The sequence below is a fragment of the Metabacillus kandeliae genome (assembly GCF_021166585.1).
GTDB lineage: Bacteria > Bacillota > Bacilli > Bacillales > Bacillaceae > Metabacillus_B > Metabacillus_B kandeliae.
Map to the genome: position 1 here is coordinate 21,833 of NZ_JAJOZE010000017.1, position 19,973 is coordinate 41,805.

A 19,973-nucleotide genomic window follows, 5' to 3' on the forward strand; every position below is an offset into this window, starting at 1 on the left:
TTTTTATTTTAGAAAACCCTTTTTCTTTTTGTTTTCAATTTGTAAAAGGATTGTTTGCTAGGTTGGCAAGGACAATGTTTTTGCAGATATAATATGCATGATTTGAGGGGTGAATCAGTTGACAGGTCAACTAGTTCAGTATGGACGACACCGCCAGCGCAGAAGTTATGCACGCATAAGCGAAGTATTGGATTTACCGAATCTTATTGAGATTCAAACCTCTTCCTATCAATGGTTTCTTGATGAGGGTCTTCGTGAAATGTTCCAGGATATCTCTCCTATTGAAGATTTCACTGGCAACCTCTCGCTAGAGTTTATCGATTATAGTTTAGGTGAACCAAAGTATTCCGTTGAGGAAACAAAGGAACGAGATGTAACTTACTCCGCACCGTTGCGCGTGAAAGTCCGTCTAATTAACAAGGAAACGGGCGAAGTGAAGGATCAGGACGTATTTATGGGTGATTTCCCTCTTATGACTGAGACCGGAACCTTCGTTATTAATGGTGCAGAGCGCGTTATTGTATCTCAGCTCGTTCGTTCACCGAGTGTTTATTTCAGCGGCAAGATCGATAAGAATGGTAAAAAAGGCTTCACTGCCACCGTCATACCAAACCGTGGTGCTTGGTTAGAGTACGAAACAGATGCCAAAGATGTTGCATACGTGCGTATTGATCGAACTCGAAAACTGCCAGTTACGGTTCTTTTGCGTGCTTTGGGGTTTGGCTCTGATCAAGAAATCATCGATTTGTTTGGCGAAAACGAATACCTGCGCAACACGCTTGATAAGGATAACACGGAAAGCACTGAAAAGGCTTTGCTTGAAATCTATGAGCGTCTGCGTCCTGGTGAGCCGCCTACTGTTGACAACGCAAAGAGCTTGCTTGATTCCCGTTTCTTTGATCCGAAGCGCTATGATCTGGCAAGTGTTGGAAGATACAAGATTAATAAAAAGCTTCATATTAAGAACAGACTGTTCAACCAGCGCCTTGCAGAAACACTGGTAGACCCTGAAACAGGAGAAATCGTGGCAGAAAAAGGCACGCTTATTGACAGAAGAACACTGGATAAAATTATTCCGAATCTGGAAAGCGGCGTAGGGTTTAAAACTCTTCAGCCGGGCGGCGGAGTGATTGAAGATGCTGTTACACTTCAGTCTATCAACATCTATTCCCCGAATGATCCAGAAGGCGAACATATTATTCCGGTTATCAGCAATGCATACGTAGAAGAAAATGTTAAGAATATCACTCCAGCTGATATTTTGTCTTCCATCAGCTATTTCTTTAACCTGCTTCACGGTGTAGGCGATACAGATGATATCGATCACTTAGGAAACCGCCGCCTTCGTTCAGTCGGCGAATTGCTGCAGAATCAGTTCCGCATCGGTCTTTCCCGTATGGAGCGTGTTGTGCGCGAGCGTATGTCCATTCAGGACACGAATACCATTACGCCACAGCAGCTGATCAACATTCGTCCTGTTATTGCCAGCATTAAAGAGTTTTTCGGAAGCTCCCAGCTCTCCCAGTTCATGGATCAGACAAACCCGCTTGCTGAGCTTACTCATAAGCGCCGTCTGTCTGCGCTTGGACCAGGCGGTCTGACGCGCGAGCGCGCCGGAATGGAAGTGCGTGACGTTCACTACTCCCACTATGGCCGCATGTGTCCGATTGAAACGCCTGAGGGCCCGAACATCGGACTGATCAACTCACTGTCAAGCTTTGCAAAAGTAAACCGATTCGGATTTATTGAAACGCCTTACCGCAGAGTAGACCCTGAAACAGGCAAAGTAACAGCCCGAATCGATTACCTGACGGCTGATGAAGAAGACAACTATGTAGTGGCACAGGCGAACGCACGCCTTGCTGATGACGGTTCCTTCATTGATGACGGCATCGTTGCGCGTTTCCGCGGTGAGAACACTGTTGTTGCCCGTGACCGCGTTGACTACATGGACGTATCGCCAAAGCAGGTTGTATCTGCTGCGACCGCATGTATTCCGTTCCTTGAAAATGATGACTCCAACCGTGCCCTGATGGGTGCGAACATGCAGCGTCAGGCTGTTCCATTGATGCAGCCTGAATCTCCGATTGTTGGAACAGGCATGGAATACGTTTCTGCAAAAGACTCAGGTGCCGCAGTTATCTGTAAGCATCCTGGTGTTGTAGAAAAAGTGGAAGCGAAGAATGTTTATGTCCGCCGTTATGAAGAAGTAGACGGCCAAAAGGTAAAAGGCAACCTTGATAAATACAGCATGCTGAAATTTATCCGTTCCAACCAGGGAACTTGCTACAACCAGCGCCCGATCGTAAGCGAAGGCGATGAAGTAGTAAAAGGCGAAATTCTTGCTGACGGTCCATCTATGGAAAAAGGCGAACTTGCTCTTGGACGCAACGTAATGGTTGCCTTCATGACATGGGACGGCTATAACTACGAGGATGCCATCATCATGAGCGAACGCCTCGTAAAAGATGATGTCTACACCTCAATTCATATAGAAGAATACGAATCAGAGTCCCGCGATACAAAACTTGGACCTGAGGAAATTACACGCGATATCCCGAATGTCGGTGAAGATGCGCTTCGCAATCTTGACGAGCGCGGAATCATCCGCATTGGCGCTGAAGTGAAAGACGGCGATCTGCTTGTCGGTAAAGTAACGCCTAAGGGTGTAACAGAGCTGACTGCAGAAGAACGTTTGCTGCATGCCATCTTTGGCGAAAAAGCACGCGAAGTTCGTGACACTTCCCTTCGTGTACCACACGGAGGCGGCGGAATTATTCTTGATGTTAAAGTCTTCAACCGCGAAGACGGCGACGAATTGCCGCCAGGCGTTAATCAGCTTGTCCGTGCTTACATTGTTCAAAAACGGAAAATTTCCGAGGGTGACAAAATGGCCGGACGCCATGGTAATAAAGGGGTTATCTCCCGCATCCTTCCGGAAGAGGATATGCCTTATCTGCCAGACGGAACACCGGTTGACATCATGCTTAACCCGCTTGGCGTACCTTCCCGTATGAATATCGGACAGGTGCTCGAGCTCCATCTTGGTATGGCAGCCCGCAAACTTGGACTACACGTTGCTTCATCTGTATTTGACGGAGCGCGCGAGGAAGATGTATGGGAAACTCTTGAAGAAGCAGGCATGCCTAGAGATGCGAAAACTGTCCTGTATGACGGACGCACTGGAGAACCGTTTGATAACCGCGTGTCAGTCGGCATTATGTATATGATTAAGCTTGCTCACATGGTTGATGACAAACTTCATGCTCGCTCTACTGGACCATACTCACTAGTTACCCAGCAGCCTCTTGGCGGTAAAGCACAATTTGGCGGACAGCGTTTTGGGGAAATGGAAGTTTGGGCGCTTGAAGCATATGGCGCTGCCTATACATTGCAAGAAATTCTCACGGTGAAATCCGATGACGTTGTCGGCCGTGTGAAAACGTATGAAGCCATTGTGAAAGGGGACAATGTCCCTGAACCTGGTGTTCCTGAATCCTTCAAGGTATTGATCAAAGAACTTCAAAGCTTGGGTATGGACGTTAAGATGCTTTCAGGCGATGAAAAAGAAATTGAGATGAGAGATCTTGATGAGGATGAAGAAGGACCGCAGGCAGAAGGACTTTCTCTGAACGATGAGCTTGAAGATGAAGTTGCTGTCAGTACGGAAAAGGAAAAAGACGTAGTAACGAAAGAATAACCTGCTTGGCAATAAGGGTATAACCTGAAGATGAAAAGGGAGGTAGGCCCCTTGCTGGATGTAAATAATTTTGAGTATATGAGCATCGGTCTTGCTTCACCTGATAAGATTCGTTCTTGGTCTTTCGGTGAGGTAAAAAAACCTGAAACAATTAATTATCGTACATTAAAGCCAGAAAAAGACGGCTTGTTCTGCGAGCGCATTTTCGGTCCTCAAAAGGACTGGGAATGCCATTGCGGAAAATATAAAAGAGTCCGCTACAAAGGCGTCGTTTGCGACCGCTGCGGAGTCGAAGTAACACGTGCAAAAGTAAGAAGAGAACGGATGGGCCACATTGAGCTCGCTGCTCCAGTTTCTCACATCTGGTATTTCAAAGGGATTCCAAGCCGCATGGGACTTGTTCTTGACATGTCACCCCGCGCTTTGGAAGAAGTCATCTACTTCGCATCCTATGTGGTAACAGAAACAGGCGATACACCGCTTGAAAAGAAACAGCTTCTTTCTGAAAAAGAATATCGTGCATACCGTGATAAATACGGCAGCACATTCCAAGCGTCAATGGGAGCAGAAGCCATTAAAAAGCTTCTTCAAGACATTGACCTTGATCGAGACGTTGATCAATTAAAAGAAGAATTGAAAACTTCTCAAGGCCAGCGACGCACCCGTGCGATCAAACGCCTGGAAGTTTTGGAAGCATTCCGCGGTTCAGGCAATGAGCCATCTTGGATGATCCTTGATGTACTGCCTGTCATTCCTCCGGAACTTCGCCCGATGGTTCAGCTGGACGGCGGACGTTTTGCTACGTCTGACCTGAATGACCTTTACCGCCGCGTGATTAACCGGAACAACCGTCTGAAGCGTCTTCTTGATCTTGGGGCACCAAGCATTATCGTTCAAAACGAAAAGCGCATGCTTCAGGAAGCTGTTGATGCATTGATCGACAACGGCCGCCGCGGACGTCCAGTTACAGGACCGGGCAACCGTCCGTTAAAATCTCTTTCCCATATGCTGAAAGGGAAGCAGGGACGCTTCCGCCAAAACCTTCTTGGTAAACGTGTTGACTACTCAGGCCGTTCCGTTATCGTTGTAGGACCGAACTTGAAAATGTACCAATGCGGACTCCCGAAGGAAATGGCTCTTGAACTCTTCAAGCCTTTTGTTATGAAAGAGCTTGTGGAAAAAGGACTGGCGCACAACATCAAGTCTGCGAAACGCAAAATTGAAAGAGTGCAGCCTGAAGTCTGGGATGTTTTGGAAGCTGTTATTAAGGAGCATCCGGTTCTCTTGAACCGCGCCCCTACTCTTCACAGACTTGGGATTCAGGCATTTGAACCAACACTTGTTGAAGGCCGCGCGATCCGCCTTCACCCGCTCGTATGTACAGCATACAATGCTGACTTTGACGGTGACCAAATGGCTGTTCACGTACCGCTTTCCTCTGAGGCTCAGGCTGAAGCAAGAATCTTGATGCTTGCTGCTCAGAACATTCTGAACCCGAAAGACGGAAAACCGGTTGTAACACCTTCACAGGATATGGTGCTTGGAAACTACTACCTTACTTTGGAACGCGAAGGCGCTGTTGGAGAAGGCATGATTTTCAAAGATACGAACGAAGCATTGCTTGCATACCAAAACGGTTATGTACATCTTCACACACGTGTGGCGGTAGCAGCTTCATCCTTGAAAAATCTTACCTTTACAGATGAGCAGAGAAAGCAGCTGCTTGTGACTACAGTAGGTAAATTAGTATTCAATGAAATTCTGCCGGACACATTCCCGTACATGAATGAGCCGACAAGATTGAACATTGAAGAAAAAACACCTGAACGCTATTTCGTTGATCCTACTGTAAATGTAAAAGAACATATTCAAAGCCAGGAGATTATTTCTCCATTCAAAAAAGGCATTCTCGGTAAAATCATTGCTGAGATCTTTAAGAAGTTCCAGATTACTGAAACCTCTAAAATGCTTGACCGCATGAAAGATCTCGGATTCAGATATTCCACTAAAGCCGGTATCACGGTTGGTGTGGCAGATATCATCGTTTTGAAAGAAAAAGAAGAAATTCTTGTTGAAGCACAGCACAAAGTAGACAACATCCTGAAGCAATTCAGACGCGGTCTAATTACAGAAGAAGAGCGCTATGAGCGTGTTATCTCGATCTGGAGTGCTGCGAAAGACACCATTCAGGGCAAACTGATGAAATCCCTGGATATCCGAAATCCAATCTTCATGATGAGTGATTCCGGTGCCCGCGGTAACGCGTCCAACTTTACACAGCTTGCCGGTATGCGCGGCTTGATGGCCAACCCGGCTGGACGCATTATTGAATTGCCGATCAAATCAAGTTTCCGTGAAGGTCTTACTGTATTGGAATACTTTATTTCCACGCATGGTGCCCGTAAAGGTCTTGCAGATACAGCATTGAAAACTGCTGATTCAGGTTACTTGACCCGCCGCCTTGTTGATGTTGCACAGGATGTTATCATCAGAGACGAAGATTGCGGAACAGACCGCGGTATTCTGGCTGCTGCGATCAGAGAAGGCTCTGAAGTAATTGAAAAGCTTGACGAACGCCTTGTTGGACGCTATGCACGCAAAAATCTGGTGCATCCGGAAACCGGAGAAATTCTTGTTCGTGAAAATGAACTGATTTCAGAAGATATGTCTCTTCAAATCGTTGAAGCCGGCATTGAAGAAGTATGGATCCGTTCTGCATTCACCTGCAACACACGTCATGGCGTATGTAAAAAATGTTACGGACGCAACCTGGCAACAGGCTCTGATGTAGAAGTGGGCGAGGCTGTTGGTATTATTGCTGCCCAATCCATCGGTGAACCGGGAACACAGCTTACAATGCGTACGTTCCATACAGGCGGTGTTGCGGGAGACGACATCACGCAAGGTTTGCCGCGTATTCAGGAATTGTTTGAAGCACGTAACCCGAAAGGTCAGGCACTGATCTCTGAGATTGACGGTGTTGTTGCCGAAATCAATGAAATCCGCGAAAAACAGCAGGAGATTGTCGTCAAAGGCGATGTAGAATCACGTTCTTACACAGCTCCGTATAATGCGCGTCTGAAGGTAACAGAGGGCGACGCCGTTGAACGCGGGCAAGAGCTGACAGAAGGTTCAATCGATCCGAAAGAGCTTCTGAAGGTAAAAGACATTACAGCTGTTCAGGAATACCTGCTGCGTGAAGTTCAAAAAGTATACCGCATGCAAGGGGTTGAAATCGGCGATAAGCACGTAGAAGTTATGGTCCGCCAGATGCTTCGCAAAGTGCGTGTCATGGACGCCGGCGATACCGATGTACTGCCTGGTACATTGCTTGATATTCATCAGTTTACAGATGCAAACAGAAGAGTGCTGCTTGAAGGCAAACGCCCTGCAACAGGACGCTCTGTATTGCTCGGTATTACAAAAGCATCCCTTGAAACGGATTCCTTCCTGTCTGCCGCATCCTTCCAGGAAACAACAAGAGTTCTTACGGATGCAGCAATTAAAGGAAAACGCGACGAGCTGCTTGGCCTGAAAGAAAATGTTATTATCGGTAAGCTTGTACCAGCCGGAACCGGCATGCAGCATTACCGCAGAGTAAAGCCTATTCAACATACTTCAGCTGCTGATGATGCAGTAACTGTAGAATAAAAAAGTGCAGAGATGGATGTACTGGATTTTATTGAACATCCAGTTGACATCCATCTCTTGCAATGTTAATATAATCAAGGTGCTCGATTCTACCTGTTGCTTTGGAGGATATTTTGTATGTCTTATGAAAAAGTATCGCAGGCTGAACAAATTATAGTTGGTACGAAGCAGACAATTAAAGCTCTTGCGAACAGTCAGGTAAAGGAATTAATCGTTGCAGCTGATGCTGATCCGGGGGTAACGGCTAAAGTTATCCGGGCAGCGAATGAACAGCAGGTTCCTGTTACAATGGCTGATTCAATGAAGAAGCTTGGAAAAGCATGCGGAATTGAAGTCGGAGCTTCTGCAGTGGCAATTATTAAATAATTGAAAACTTGTTTTTGCTAAGAAATGTTTCTAGCAAGGACCTTGTTTTTGCCCAAATATGAACCACCTGGATGTGTGGGATTAAAGAAAGCAATGGAAGGAGGAAAAACACATGCCTACAATTAACCAATTAGTCCGTAAAGGACGCGTAAGCAAAGTTGAGAAGTCAAACTCCCCGGCATTAAACAGAGGATACAACAGCTTCAAAAAAGAGCACACTAACCAATCCTCACCGCAAAAACGCGGAGTTTGCACTCGTGTTGGTACTATGACACCGAAAAAACCGAACTCAGCACTTCGTAAGTATGCCCGTGTACGTTTAACAAACCAGATTGAGGTTACTGCCTACATTCCTGGTATCGGACATAACCTGCAAGAGCATAGCGTTGTACTGATCCGCGGAGGACGTGTTAAGGACTTACCGGGAGTACGCTACCATATCGTTCGCGGTGCGCTTGATACTGCGGGTGTAGAAAAACGTATGCAAGGCCGTTCTAAATACGGTACTAAGAGACCAAAAGCTCCAAAAAAATAATCTTATAATATTCAACTCATGAAAGGAGGAGAACATATGCCACGTAAAGGTCCAGTTACAAAAAGAGATGTATTGCCAGATCCGATTTATAACTCCAAGCTTATCACTCGCCTTGTTAACCGCATCATGGTTGACGGCCAAAGAGGTAAAGCACAAACAATCCTTTATAGTGCTCTTGAATTAGTTCAAGAACGCTCTGGCAAAGATGCTATGGAAGTGTTTGAACAAGCACTGAAAAACATCATGCCTGTTCTAGAAGTTCGCGCTCGCCGTGTAGGTGGTGCTAACTACCAAGTACCAGTTGAGGTGCGTCCGGAACGCCGTTCTACACTAGGTCTTCGCTGGTTGGTAAACTACGCTCGTCTTCGCGGTGAAAAAACCATGGAAGAGCGTATGGCCAATGAAATTCTTGATGCTGCCAATAACACTGGTGCTGCTGTCAAGAAGCGTGAGGACACTCATAAAATGGCTGAAGCCAACAAAGCTTTTGCTCATTATCGCTGGTAATTTTTGAACCAACAAATCTACTATTCCTTACGGAAGGAGAAGTTACCAAATGGCTAGAGAGTTCTCCTTGAAAAATACCCGAAATATCGGGATCATGGCTCACATTGATGCTGGGAAAACCACTACAACTGAGCGTATTCTTTTCTACACAGGCCGTATCCATAAAATTGGTGAAACTCATGAAGGAGCTTCTCAAATGGACTGGATGGAGCAGGAGCAAGAACGTGGTATCACGATCACTTCTGCTGCAACAACAGCCCAATGGAAGGGCCACCGCGTTAACATCATTGATACACCAGGACACGTAGACTTCACAGTAGAAGTTGAGCGTTCCCTGCGCGTACTTGATGGTGCGGTAGCTGTTCTTGATGCCCAATCAGGCGTTGAGCCCCAAACTGAAACAGTTTGGCGCCAGGCTACTACTTATGGAGTTCCCCGTGTCGTATTCGTTAATAAAATGGATAAGATCGGTGCGGATTTCCTTTATTCCGTAGGAACTATGCATGACCGTCTTCAGGCAAATGCACATCCAATTCAATTGCCAATCGGTGCTGAAGATCAATTCGAAGGCATCATTGACCTTGTTGAAAATGTAGCATTCTACTATGAAGATGATCTTGGAACTCGTTCAGAAGCGAAAGAAATTCCAGACGAGTACAAAGAGCTTGCAGAAGAATACCGCGGAAAACTATTTGAAGCAGCTGCAGAACTTGATGAAGAATTAATGATGAAGTACCTTGAAGGTGAAGAGATTTCAAAAGAAGAATTGAAAGCTGCGATCCGTAAAGGAACTTGTGACGTTGAATTCTATCCGGTTATCTGCGGATCTGCCTTCAAAAACAAAGGTGTTCAGTTAATGCTTGATGCGGTTCTTGATTACCTTCCGTCTCCAGTGGATGTTCCTTCTATTAAAGGTAAACTTCCAGACACAGAGGAAGAGGTTATTCGTGAATCCAGCGATGAAGGTCCGTTCTCGGCTCTTGCATTTAAAGTAATGACAGACCCTTATGTTGGTAAACTAACGTTCTTCCGTGTATATTCAGGTGTTCTGAATTCCGGTTCTTACGTACAAAACTCCACGAAGGGCAAGCGTGAGCGTGTAGGACGTATCCTGCAAATGCATGCGAACTCCCGTGAAGAAATTGCAACAGTTTATGCAGGTGATATCGCTGCTGCAGTAGGTCTTAAAGATACTACAACTGGTGATACTCTATGTGATGAAAAGAATCTTGTTATTCTTGAATCTATGGAATTCCCAGAGCCGGTAATCTCTCTATCTGTTGAACCAAAATCAAAAGCTGACCAGGATAAAATGGGTACAGCTTTAACAAAGCTTTCTGAAGAAGATCCAACATTCAGAGCACATACTGATCAAGAGACTGGCCAAACGATCATCTCCGGTATGGGTGAGCTTCACCTTGATATCATCGTTGACCGCATGCGTCGCGAGTTCAAAGTTGAAGCAAATGTTGGTGCTCCACAAGTAGCTTACCGTGAAACATTCCGCGGTTCTGCTCGAGTGGAAGGTAAGTTTGCACGTCAATCAGGCGGACGCGGACAATTTGGACATGTTTGGATCGAGTTCGAACCAAACGAAGAAGGAAAAGGCTTCGAGTTCCAAAACAAAATCGTTGGTGGTGTTGTTCCTCGTGAATACGTGCCAGCTGTCCAGTCAGGTCTAGAAGACGCTATGAAAAATGGTGTTCTTGCAGGCTATCCGCTTATCGACGTAAAAGCTGCTTTAGTTGATGGATCTTACCATGATGTTGACTCAAGTGAAATGGCGTTTAAAGTTGCAGCATCACTTGCACTGAAAAACGCAGTTTCAAAATGCAGCCCTGTAATCCTTGAACCTGTTATGAAGGTTGAAGTTGTTATTCCAGATGAGTACATGGGCGACATCATGGGTGATGTAACTTCACGCCGCGGTCGCGTTGAAGGTATGGAAGCACGCGGTAACGCACAAGTTGTCCGTGCGATGGTTCCACTTTCCGAAATGTTCGGTTACGCAACATCATTGCGTTCCAACACACAAGGACGCGGAACATTCTCTATGCACTTCGACCACTACGAAGAAGTTCCTAAATCAATCGCTGAAGAAATCATCAAAAAAAATAAAGGCGAGTAATTGATTTATAGCCTTTGTTGAAGTATAACTACTTATGTAAGCTAAGAAAGTGGGAGTTCATCCTGCTTTCTGGCCGCCATACTTATTAAATTTAATTTGAACTCTGAGGAGGATTTTAGAATGGGTAAAGAAAAATTCGACCGTTCCAAAACGCATGCCAATATCGGTACTATTGGACACGTTGACCACGGTAAAACAACTCTAACAGCTGCAATCACTACTGTACTTGCTAAGCGCAGTGGTAAAGGTGCTGCAATGGCATATGACATGATCGATGCTGCTCCAGAAGAGCGCGAGCGCGGAATCACAATCTCAACAGCACACGTTGAGTACGAAACTGAAAGCCGCCACTATGCACACGTTGACTGCCCAGGACATGCTGACTATGTTAAAAACATGATCACAGGCGCTGCTCAAATGGACGGCGGTATTCTAGTAGTATCTGCTGCTGACGGCCCAATGCCACAAACTCGTGAGCATATCCTTCTTTCTCGTAACGTAGGTGTGCCTTACCTTGTAGTATTCCTTAACAAATGCGACATGGTAGACGACGAAGAGCTTCTTGAACTAGTAGAAATGGAAGTTCGCGACCTTCTTTCTGAATATGACTTCCCTGGCGATGACGTTCCAGTTATCAAAGGTTCTGCTCTTAAAGCCCTTGAAGGCGATGCTGAGTGGGAAGAAAGAATCGTTGAACTTATGAACGCTGTTGACGAGTATATCCCAACTCCAGAACGCGACACTGACAAGCCTTTCATGATGCCTGTTGAGGATGTATTCTCAATCACTGGCCGTGGAACAGTTGCTACAGGACGTGTAGAACGCGGACAAGTTAAAGTTGGTGACACTGTTCAGATCATCGGTTTAGCTGAAGAGCCTAAATCTACTACTGTAACAGGTGTTGAAATGTTCCGTAAACTTCTTGACTATGCAGAAGCTGGTGACAACATCGGTGCCCTTCTTCGTGGTGTAGCTCGTGAAGACATCCAGCGTGGACAAGTTCTTGCTAAGCCAGGAACGATCACTCCACACACTAACTTCAAAGCTGAAGTTTATGTTCTATCTAAAGAAGAAGGTGGACGTCATACTCCATTCTTCACAAACTACCGCCCACAGTTCTACTTCCGTACAACTGACGTAACTGGCGTTGTTCAACTTCCAGAAGGCGTTGAAATGGTAATGCCTGGCGACAACATCGAAATGACTGTTGAACTAATCTCTGCAATCGCGATCGAAGAAGGAACTCGCTTCTCTATCCGCGAAGGTGGACGTACTGTTGGTTCAGGCGTTGTTTCTACAATCAGCAAATAATAGCAGTTTTCAAAAGACAAGCGATCCAATCGCTTGTCTTTTTTTATTCTATTCAGCTGCCCAGCTGAATAGAAAAGATTTTCGCTGCTAAGTTTAATTCCTCAATTTTCTGCATGAACTTAAAGAACAAATACTTTCATATGAAATCCAATATTTTTTAAAAAGCTGAAAGTAAAATTGGTCCGTAAAATAATAACCGATTAAGAACACTTTTCTTCTTTATAAACAGTTTCTTTTATATTATATAGATCTGCTATTCGTTCTGGTCTTATATGAGATGAAACGGCACGCCGAGTAATTCTGTGAACAAGAATGCTATAAATTTTTAATCACCTGTTGGTTGGAGCGGAAGGCGGGAGACTTCTGCGGGAATGTAAATGACGGAAGACCCCGCAGAAGCGCAGTGCCGAGGAGGCTCCCGCACTGCCCGCGGAAAGCGGACGTCTCGTGCTGAAACCAACAGTCTAATTTAAAGATGCGGAAATTATATTCAACAAAGGCGCATTCCGAGCAAGCATTGATTTCTTGCCCAAAAAAGATTATAATAGTAAAGGTGCGTTTTACGTAAAAGAAATTTAGATTTCTTCTTGCAATGGACGCTCAGTTTTTATATAATAGTGAATGTTGGTCTTTGACTGCGATGATGCGAGAGGTTGCTGACACACCCGGCCGCTTTGCCATGGCGAGTGTGTGAGGGAAATTCTTGCTGAGAACTGTCTATTCAATTAGGCGAAAAGGAGGGAAAATAATGGCAAAACAAAAAATTCGTATTCGTTTGAAAGCATATGATCATAGAATTCTTGATCAGTCCGCTGAGAAAATTGTTGAAACAGCGAAACGTTCTGGTGCTAACGTATCTGGTCCGATTCCGCTTCCAACTGAAAGATCTGTTTACACGATCCTTCGTGCGGTGCATAAGTACAAAGATTCTCGTGAGCAATTCGAGATGCGTACTCACAAACGTCTAATCGACATTATCAATCCAACACCGCAAACTGTTGATGCATTGATGCGTTTAGACTTGCCGTCAGGCGTAGATATCGAAATCAAATTATAAGATTAACAAAATAAAAAAATTAAAATTCAGGAGGTGTGACTTATGACCAAAGGAATCTTAGGTAGAAAAATTGGTATGACGCAAATCTTTGCTGAAAACGGTGATCTAATCCCTGTAACAGTAGTAGAAGCTGCTCCAAACGTTGTTCTTCAAGTGAAAAACGTTGATAACGACGGCTACAGTTCAATCCAATTGGGTTTTGAAGACAAGCGTGAAAAGCTTTCTAACAAACCGCAAAAGGGTCACGTTGCTAAAGCAAACACTGCGCCTAAGCGCTTCGTAAGGGAATTCCGTGGAGAAAGCTTAGAAGAGTATCAAATTGGTCAAGAAGTCAAAGTTGATATTTTCGCTGCAGGAGATATCGTAGATGTAACAGGAATTTCAAAAGGTAAAGGATTCCAAGGTGTAATTAAGCGCCATGGACAATCCCGCGGACCTATGTCTCACGGTTCACGCTACCACCGCCGCCCAGGTTCAATGGGACCTGTTGCTCCAAACCGAGTATTCAAAAACAAATTGCTCCCTGGCCGCATGGGTGGAGAGCGCATTACAGTTCAAAACCTTGAGATCGTCCGAGTAGATGCAGAACGCAATCTTCTTTTGATCAAAGGAAATGTTCCTGGAGCGAAAAAAGCTCTTCTAACTGTAAAAGGTGCAGTTAAATCTAAATAATCTTCTTAGGGAAGGAGGAAACGATAATGCCTAAAGTAGCATTACTGAACCAAAACGGATCTAACGTTGGAGAAATCGAACTTAATGACTCTGTATTTGGTATCGAACCTAACAGCAGCGTACTATTCGATGCTGTAGTTATGCAAAGAGCTTCTATGCGACAAGGAAGCCACAAAGTTAAAACTCGTTCTGAAGTTGCTGGCGGAGGACGCAAGCCATGGCGCCAAAAAGGCACAGGCCGTGCACGTCAAGGATCTATCCGCTCACCGCAATGGCGCGGAGGCGGAACTGTATTCGGCCCAGCACCACGCAGCTACGCTTACAAATTACCTAAAAAAGTTCGCCGTTTAGCGATCAAATCGGCTTTATCATCTAAAGTACAAGACAGCAGCATCGTTGTTCTTGAAGATCTTGCTCTTGAAGCAGTAAAAACCAAAGAAATGGTTTCTATCCTTAAAGGTCTTTCCGTCGATGCAAAAGCATTGATCGTAACAGCTGATGTTAACGAAACAGTTGCACTTTCTGCACGTAACATCCCTGGTGTTCTAGTGCTTGAAGCTAATGCAATCAATGTCCTGGATGTACTTAACCATGAGAAGCTTGTCATCACGAAAGCAGCGGTGGAAAAAGTAGAGGAGGTGCTTGCATAATGAAAGACCCACGTGATATCATTAAGCGCCCCGTCATCACTGAGCGTTCTACAGACGCGATGGCTGACAAAAAATATACGTTTGAAGTGGACGTAAGAGCCAACAAAACAGAAGTTAAAGATGCGATTGAAGCAATCTTCGGCGTGAAGGTTGAAAAAGTCAACATCATGAACTATAAAGGCAAGCTTAAGCGTGTCGGCCGTTACAGCGGACTGACTAATCGCCGCAGAAAAGCGATCATTAAGCTTACAGAAGAAAGCAAAGAAATCGAACTATTTGAAGTTTAATATATAAGTGAAGGAGGGAAACCAAGATGGCGATTAAAAAATACAAACCGACCTCCAACGGTCGTCGTGGAATGACAGTTTCTGATTTCGCTGAAATCACAACTAACAAACCTGAAAAATCCTTGCTTGCGCCGCTCAGCAAAAAAGCTGGCCGTAACAACCAAGGTAAAATCACTGTACGTCATCAGGGCGGTGGACACAAACGTCAATACCGTATCATCGACTTTAAACGCGACAAAGATGGTATACCAGGACGCGTTGCTACAGTTGAATATGATCCGAACCGCTCAGCAAACATTGCACTAATCAACTATGTTGATGGTGAAAAACGTTATATCCTTGCACCTAAGAACCTTAAAGTTGGAATGGAAATCCTGTCCGGCCCTGAAGCTGACATTAAAGTAGGAAATGCTCTTCCTCTTATAAACATTCCAGTCGGTACTGTTGTGCATAACATCGAATTGAAGCCAGGAAAAGGCGGACAATTAGTTCGTTCTGCAGGTACTTCTGCTCAAGTTCTTGGTAAAGAAGGCAAATACGTGCTTGTACGCTTAAACTCTGGTGAGGTTCGCATGATCCTTGCAACTTGCCGCGCTTCTATCGGCCAAGTGGGTAACGAGCAGCACGAATTGATCAACATCGGTAAAGCCGGACGTTCTCGCTGGTTAGGCAAACGCCCAACAGTTCGCGGATCCGTAATGAACCCGAATGACCATCCACACGGTGGTGGTGAAGGACGCGCTCCTATCGGACGCAAATCACCAATGTCTCCTTGGGGTAAACCGACTCTTGGCGCGAAAACTCGCAAAAAGAAAAACAAATCCGATAAATTTATCGTACGCCGTCGTAAAAAATAACGTGATTTTTCTACGGTTCCCGGGAACCGTAGGGCAATTGCGAAGGGAGGTACCTAAATGGGTCGCAGTCTAAAAAAAGGACCATTTGTTGATGACCATTTGATGAAGAAGATTGAAGTTCTTAACGAGTCTGAAAAGAAACAGGTAATCAAAACCTGGTCTCGCCGTTCTACAATTTTCCCGCAATTCATCGGTCACACTGTTGCTGTATATGATGGCCGCAAACACGTTCCTGTATATGTAACAGAAGATATGGTTGGACATAAACTTGGTGAGTTCGCGCCTACACGCACTTACAAAGGCCATGCCAACGACGATAAGAAAACAAGACGCTAATTGAGAGGAGGAACTTAAATGCAAGCTAAAGCTGTTGCCAGAACAGTTCGTATTGCTCCTCGTAAAGCACGTCTAGTTATGGACCTGATTCGAGGTAAGCAAATAGGTGAAGCAGTTGCGATTCTTCGTCACACTCCGAAGACAGCTTCTCCGATTATTGAAAAAGTACTAAATTCCGCTGTAGCAAATGCTGAGCATAACTATGAAATGGACATTAACGCTCTAGTGATCGAGCAAGCTTTCGTTGACGAAGGTCCGACACTAAAACGTTTCCGTCCGCGCGCACAAGGCCGTGCCAGTGCAATCAACAAACGTACGAGTCACATTACGATCGTCGTAACAGAAAAGAAGGAGGGATAATCAGTGGGTCAAAAGGTAAATCCAGTCGGTCTTCGTATCGGAGTTATCCGTGATTGGGAATCCAAATGGTACGCAGGCAAAGACTACGCAGCTCTTCTGCATGAAGACATTAAAGTCCGTGAATACATCAGCAATCGCCTAAGCGACGCATCTGTTTCTAAAGTAGAAATCGAACGCGCTGCTAACCGCGTGAACATCACGATCCACACTGCGAAGCCAGGTATGGTTATCGGTAAAGGCGGCACTGAAGTCGAAGCACTTCGTAAAGCTCTTAACGAATTAACTGGTAAACGCGTGCACATTAACATTCTTGAAATCAAAAGAGCCGATCTTGATGCGAAATTAGTAGCAGACAACATCGCTCGTCAGCTGGAAAACCGTATTTCTTTCCGCCGTGCTCAAAAGCAAGCGATCCAACGCACAATGCGTTCTGGTGCACAAGGAATTAGAACAATGGTATCCGGACGTCTTGGCGGAGCAGACATTGCCCGTTCTGAGCATTACAGTGAAGGAACTGTTCCACTACACACACTTCGTGCAGATATCGATTACGGCACATGTGAAGCAGATACAACTTACGGTAAACTTGGCGTAAAAGTATGGATCTATCGTGGAGAGGTTCTTCCTACTAAGAAGAAAACTGAGGAAGGAGGAAAATAATATGTTATTGCCTAAACGCGTTAAATATCGCAGAGAGCACCGCGGAAAGATGCGCGGACGTGCTAAAGGCGGTTCTGAAGTACATTTCGGTGAATTTGGTATTCAAGCTCTTGAAGCATCTTGGATCACAAACCGTCAAATTGAGGCAGCTCGTATTGCGATGACTCGTTACATGAAACGTGGCGGTAAAGTCTGGATTAAAATTTTCCCTTCCAAGCCGTATACAGCTAAACCTCTTGAGGTCCGCATGGGTTCCGGTAAAGGTGCTCCGGAAGGTTGGGTAGCAGTTGTTAAGCCGGGTAAAGTTCTTTTTGAAATCGCCGGTGTTCCTGAAGAAGTAGCTCGTGAAGCTCTTCGTCTTGCAGCTCACAAATTGCCAATTAAAACAAAATTCGTTAGACGCGAGGAAATTGGTGGTGAATCTAATGAAAAGTAATGAAATCCGTGACCTTACCACTGCTGAAATCGAACAAAACGTTAAATCACTGAAAGAGGAGCTTTTCAACCTTCGCTTCCAATTAGCGACAGGACAACTTGAAAACACTGCCCGTATCCGTGAAGTGCGCAAATCGATCGCCCGTATGAAAACTGTTGTACGTGAAAGAGAGATCGCTGCGAATAATCGTTAAACCTGAGAGGAGGTTAGCAGAATGAGTGAACGCAACCAGCGTAAAGTCTACACTGGCCGTGTAGTCTCTGATAAAATGGATAAGACGATCACAGTTCTTGTAGAAACTTACAAAACGCATTCGCTGTATGGCAAACGCGTAAAATATTCTAAAAAATTAAAAGCTCATGACGATAACAACCAAGCAAAAATCGGTGATGTAGTAAGAATTATGGAAACTCGTCCATTATCTGCTACAAAACGTTTCCGTCTTGTTGAAATCGTTGAAGAAGCTATTATTATCTAATATTGATCGGAAACAATTTCCGAAGGGAGGTAACTTGAATGATTCAACAAGAATCTCGCTTGAAAGTCGCTGACAACTCTGGCGCCCGTGAAGTTCTTACTATTAAGGTACTAGGTGGGTCTGGACGCAAAACAGCTAATATTGGTGATGTAATTGTTTGCACGGTAAAACAAGCAACACCAGGAGGCGTTGTTAAAAAAGGCGACGTAGTAAAAGCTGTAGTAGTACGTACAAAACGCGGTGTTCGCCGTAACGATGGTACTTATATCCGCTTCGATGAAAATGCATGTGTCATCATTCGTGACGACAAAGGCCCTCGTGGAACTCGTATCTTCGGACCTGTTGCCCGCGAACTTCGCGACAACAGTTTCATGAAAATTGTTTCTCTAGCTCCAGAAGTACTTTAATAGAATATTGATAGCCTTACTAAGGAGGTGCGAATAGGATGCATGTAAAAAAAGGTGATAAGGTAATGGTTATCTCTGGCAAGGATAAAGGCAAACAAGGAACTGTTCTTGAAGCTTATCCTAAAAAAGAGCGCGTGCTGGTTGAAGGAATCAACATCGTTAAAAAGCACTCAAAACCAACTCAAGCAAATCCTCAAGGTGGAATCCAAAACCAAGAGGCGCCGGTCCATGTATCAAACGTCATGCTGATCGACCCTAAATCTGGCGAACCGACTCGTGTTGGTTTCAAGATGGAAGACGGCAAAAAAGTACGTGTAGCAAAAAAATCTGGTGAATCTTTAGATAAATAGTAACTAAGGAAGGGAGGTCTCCTAATGAACCGCCTTAAAGAAAAATATTCAAAAGAAATGACACCTGCACTGATGAGCAAGTTCAGCTATAAATCAGTTATGCAAGTGCCAAAGCTTGAAAAAATCGTTATCAACATGGGTGTGGGCGATGCAGTTGCAAACTCTAAATCACTTGATAGTGCTGTAGAAGAACTTACTGCGATCTCTGGTCAAAAGCCAGTTATCACCCGCGCGAAAAAATCAATCGCTGGTTTCCGTCTTCGTGAAGGCATGCCGATCGGTGCGAAAGTAACTCTTCGCGGTGAGCGCATGTACGAATTCTTTGACAAACTAGTTTCTGTTTCTTTACCGCGTGTACGCGACTTCCGTGGAATTTCCAAGAAATCCTTCGACGGACGCGGAAACTACACACTAGGTGTTAAAGAACAATTGATCTTCCCTGAAATTGATTACGATAAAGTAACCAAGGTTCGCGGAATGGACATCGTTATTGTTACAACTGCTAACACTGACGAAGAAGCTCGTGAATTACTTACTCAGTTCGGAATGCCGTTCCAAAAATAATCGTCAAAGGGAGGCGAAAACGTGGCAAAAAAATCCATGATTGCGAAACAAAAGCGCACTCAAAAGTTTAAAGTTCAAGAATACTCACGCTGCGAACGCTGTGGCCGTCCGCATTCTGTATATCGTAAATTTAAACTTTGCCGTATTTGTTTCCGTGAACTTGCATATAAAGGTCAGATTCCTGGCATCAAAAAAGCTAGCTGGTAATACCCCATAACGGGAAGGAGGTTATTTTACTATGGTAATGACAGATCCAATTGCTGATTTGCTTACTCGCATCCGTAATGCGAATATGGTACGTCACGATAAGCTGGAAGTTCCTGCTTCCAAAATCAAAAAAGAGATCGCTGAAATTCTGAAGCGTGAAGGTTTTGTCCGTGATGTAGAATACGTTGAAGACAACAAACAAGGTGTTATCCGTATTTTCCTTAAATATGGTTCTAACAACGAACGCGTTATCACTGGATTGAAGCGCATCAGTAAGCCTGGTCTTCGCGTTTACGCGAAAGCTACTGAAGTACCTCGCGTACTGAACGGTTTAGGTATCGCAATCATTTCAACTTCTCAAGGTGTCTTGACTGACAAAGAAGCCCGCGCTAAACAAGCTGGCGGAGAAGTATTAGCATACGTTTGGTAATATCTTAAAAAAGAACGGAGGTGT

Annotated in this window: 23 protein-coding genes; all 23 read left to right on the forward strand. The window is 44.8% G+C overall.

Annotated features, from left to right (window positions below; all coding sequences use genetic code 11):
- Nucleotides 1-118: 118 nt before the first annotated feature.
- A complete protein-coding gene (rpoB, locus tag LRR81_RS20175) occupies nt 119-3,700 on the forward strand; it encodes a DNA-directed RNA polymerase subunit beta (RefSeq protein WP_231791221.1) in 3,582 nt (1,193 codons plus the stop codon).
- 51 nt (nt 3,701-3,751) lie between these two features.
- A complete protein-coding gene (gene rpoC, locus LRR81_RS20180; RefSeq protein ID WP_231791222.1) occupies nt 3,752-7,351 on the forward strand; it encodes a DNA-directed RNA polymerase subunit beta' in 3,600 nt (1,199 codons plus the stop codon).
- Nucleotides 7,352-7,468: 117 nt separating this feature from the next.
- Nucleotides 7,469-7,717 (forward strand): 50S ribosomal protein L7ae-like protein, encoded by a 249-nt coding sequence (locus tag LRR81_RS20185; protein WP_231791223.1) that lies wholly within the window; start codon nt 7,469-7,471, stop codon nt 7,715-7,717.
- A gap of 112 nt (nt 7,718-7,829) precedes the next feature.
- Entirely contained in the window at nt 7,830-8,252 is a 423-nt protein-coding gene (rpsL, locus tag LRR81_RS20190) for a 30S ribosomal protein S12 (protein WP_231791224.1), read from the forward strand.
- Nucleotides 8,253-8,288: 36 nt separating this feature from the next.
- Complete coding sequence (gene rpsG, locus LRR81_RS20195) at nt 8,289-8,759, forward strand: 30S ribosomal protein S7 (RefSeq protein WP_231791225.1); 471 nt, start codon at nt 8,289-8,291, stop codon at nt 8,757-8,759.
- Nucleotides 8,760-8,808: 49 nt separating this feature from the next.
- Entirely contained in the window at nt 8,809-10,887 is a 2,079-nt protein-coding gene (fusA, locus tag LRR81_RS20200) for an elongation factor G (protein WP_231791226.1), read from the forward strand.
- A gap of 120 nt (nt 10,888-11,007) precedes the next feature.
- Nucleotides 11,008-12,198 carry an elongation factor Tu gene (gene tuf, locus LRR81_RS20205; protein ID WP_231791227.1) on the forward strand — a complete coding sequence of 397 codons (1,191 nt, stop codon included), beginning with the start codon at nt 11,008-11,010 and terminating at the stop codon, nt 12,196-12,198.
- Nucleotides 12,199-12,946: 748 nt separating this feature from the next.
- Nucleotides 12,947-13,255: a 30S ribosomal protein S10 gene (rpsJ, locus tag LRR81_RS20210; RefSeq protein ID WP_066330427.1), complete on the forward strand. Its 309-nt coding sequence runs from the start codon at nt 12,947-12,949 to the stop codon at nt 13,253-13,255.
- Between the two features lie 42 nt (nt 13,256-13,297).
- Nucleotides 13,298-13,927, forward strand: coding sequence for a 50S ribosomal protein L3 (gene rplC, locus LRR81_RS20215; protein WP_231791228.1), 630 nt, complete (start codon nt 13,298-13,300; stop codon nt 13,925-13,927).
- A 26-nt stretch (nt 13,928-13,953) separates the two neighbouring features.
- Entirely contained in the window at nt 13,954-14,577 is a 624-nt protein-coding gene (rplD, locus tag LRR81_RS20220) for a 50S ribosomal protein L4 (protein WP_231791229.1), read from the forward strand.
- Nucleotides 14,577-14,864, forward strand: a complete 288-nt coding sequence (rplW, locus tag LRR81_RS20225) for a 50S ribosomal protein L23 (RefSeq protein ID WP_231791230.1) — start codon at nt 14,577-14,579, stop codon at nt 14,862-14,864. The genes rplD and rplW overlap by 1 nt, the downstream gene beginning before the upstream one ends.
- A gap of 26 nt (nt 14,865-14,890) precedes the next feature.
- Nucleotides 14,891-15,721, forward strand: coding sequence for a 50S ribosomal protein L2 (rplB, locus tag LRR81_RS20230; protein WP_231791231.1), 831 nt, complete (start codon nt 14,891-14,893; stop codon nt 15,719-15,721).
- 57 nt (nt 15,722-15,778) lie between these two features.
- A complete protein-coding gene (rpsS, locus tag LRR81_RS20235; protein ID WP_231791232.1) occupies nt 15,779-16,057 on the forward strand; it encodes a 30S ribosomal protein S19 in 279 nt (92 codons plus the stop codon).
- 18 nt (nt 16,058-16,075) lie between these two features.
- Nucleotides 16,076-16,417: a 50S ribosomal protein L22 gene (gene rplV / locus LRR81_RS20240; RefSeq protein ID WP_231791233.1), complete on the forward strand. Its 342-nt coding sequence runs from the start codon at nt 16,076-16,078 to the stop codon at nt 16,415-16,417.
- Between the two features lie 3 nt (nt 16,418-16,420).
- Complete coding sequence (gene rpsC / locus LRR81_RS20245) at nt 16,421-17,077, forward strand: 30S ribosomal protein S3 (protein ID WP_231791234.1); 657 nt, start codon at nt 16,421-16,423, stop codon at nt 17,075-17,077.
- A 1-nt stretch (nt 17,078) separates the two neighbouring features.
- Entirely contained in the window at nt 17,079-17,513 is a 435-nt protein-coding gene (gene rplP, locus LRR81_RS20250; RefSeq protein WP_231791235.1) for a 50S ribosomal protein L16, read from the forward strand.
- The gene (gene rpmC, locus LRR81_RS20255; RefSeq protein ID WP_231791236.1) at nt 17,503-17,706 is read left to right on the forward strand and encodes a 50S ribosomal protein L29; all 204 of its coding nucleotides are present in this window, start codon (nt 17,503-17,505) and stop codon (nt 17,704-17,706) included. The genes rplP and rpmC overlap by 11 nt, the downstream gene beginning before the upstream one ends.
- A 21-nt stretch (nt 17,707-17,727) precedes the next feature.
- Nucleotides 17,728-17,991, forward strand: coding sequence for a 30S ribosomal protein S17 (gene rpsQ / locus LRR81_RS20260; RefSeq protein ID WP_231791237.1), 264 nt, complete (start codon nt 17,728-17,730; stop codon nt 17,989-17,991).
- Between the two features lie 38 nt (nt 17,992-18,029).
- Nucleotides 18,030-18,398: a 50S ribosomal protein L14 gene (rplN, locus tag LRR81_RS20265; RefSeq protein ID WP_231791238.1), complete on the forward strand. Its 369-nt coding sequence runs from the start codon at nt 18,030-18,032 to the stop codon at nt 18,396-18,398.
- Nucleotides 18,399-18,436: 38 nt separating this feature from the next.
- Entirely contained in the window at nt 18,437-18,748 is a 312-nt protein-coding gene (gene rplX, locus LRR81_RS20270; protein ID WP_231791239.1) for a 50S ribosomal protein L24, read from the forward strand.
- Nucleotides 18,749-18,772: 24 nt separating this feature from the next.
- A complete protein-coding gene (gene rplE / locus LRR81_RS20275; RefSeq protein ID WP_231791240.1) occupies nt 18,773-19,312 on the forward strand; it encodes a 50S ribosomal protein L5 in 540 nt (179 codons plus the stop codon).
- 21 nt (nt 19,313-19,333) lie between these two features.
- Entirely contained in the window at nt 19,334-19,519 is a 186-nt protein-coding gene (locus LRR81_RS20280; protein WP_231791241.1) for a type Z 30S ribosomal protein S14, read from the forward strand.
- A gap of 31 nt (nt 19,520-19,550) precedes the next feature.
- Complete coding sequence (rpsH, locus tag LRR81_RS20285) at nt 19,551-19,949, forward strand: 30S ribosomal protein S8 (RefSeq protein ID WP_231791242.1); 399 nt, start codon at nt 19,551-19,553, stop codon at nt 19,947-19,949.
- Nucleotides 19,950-19,973 lie beyond the last annotated feature (24 nt).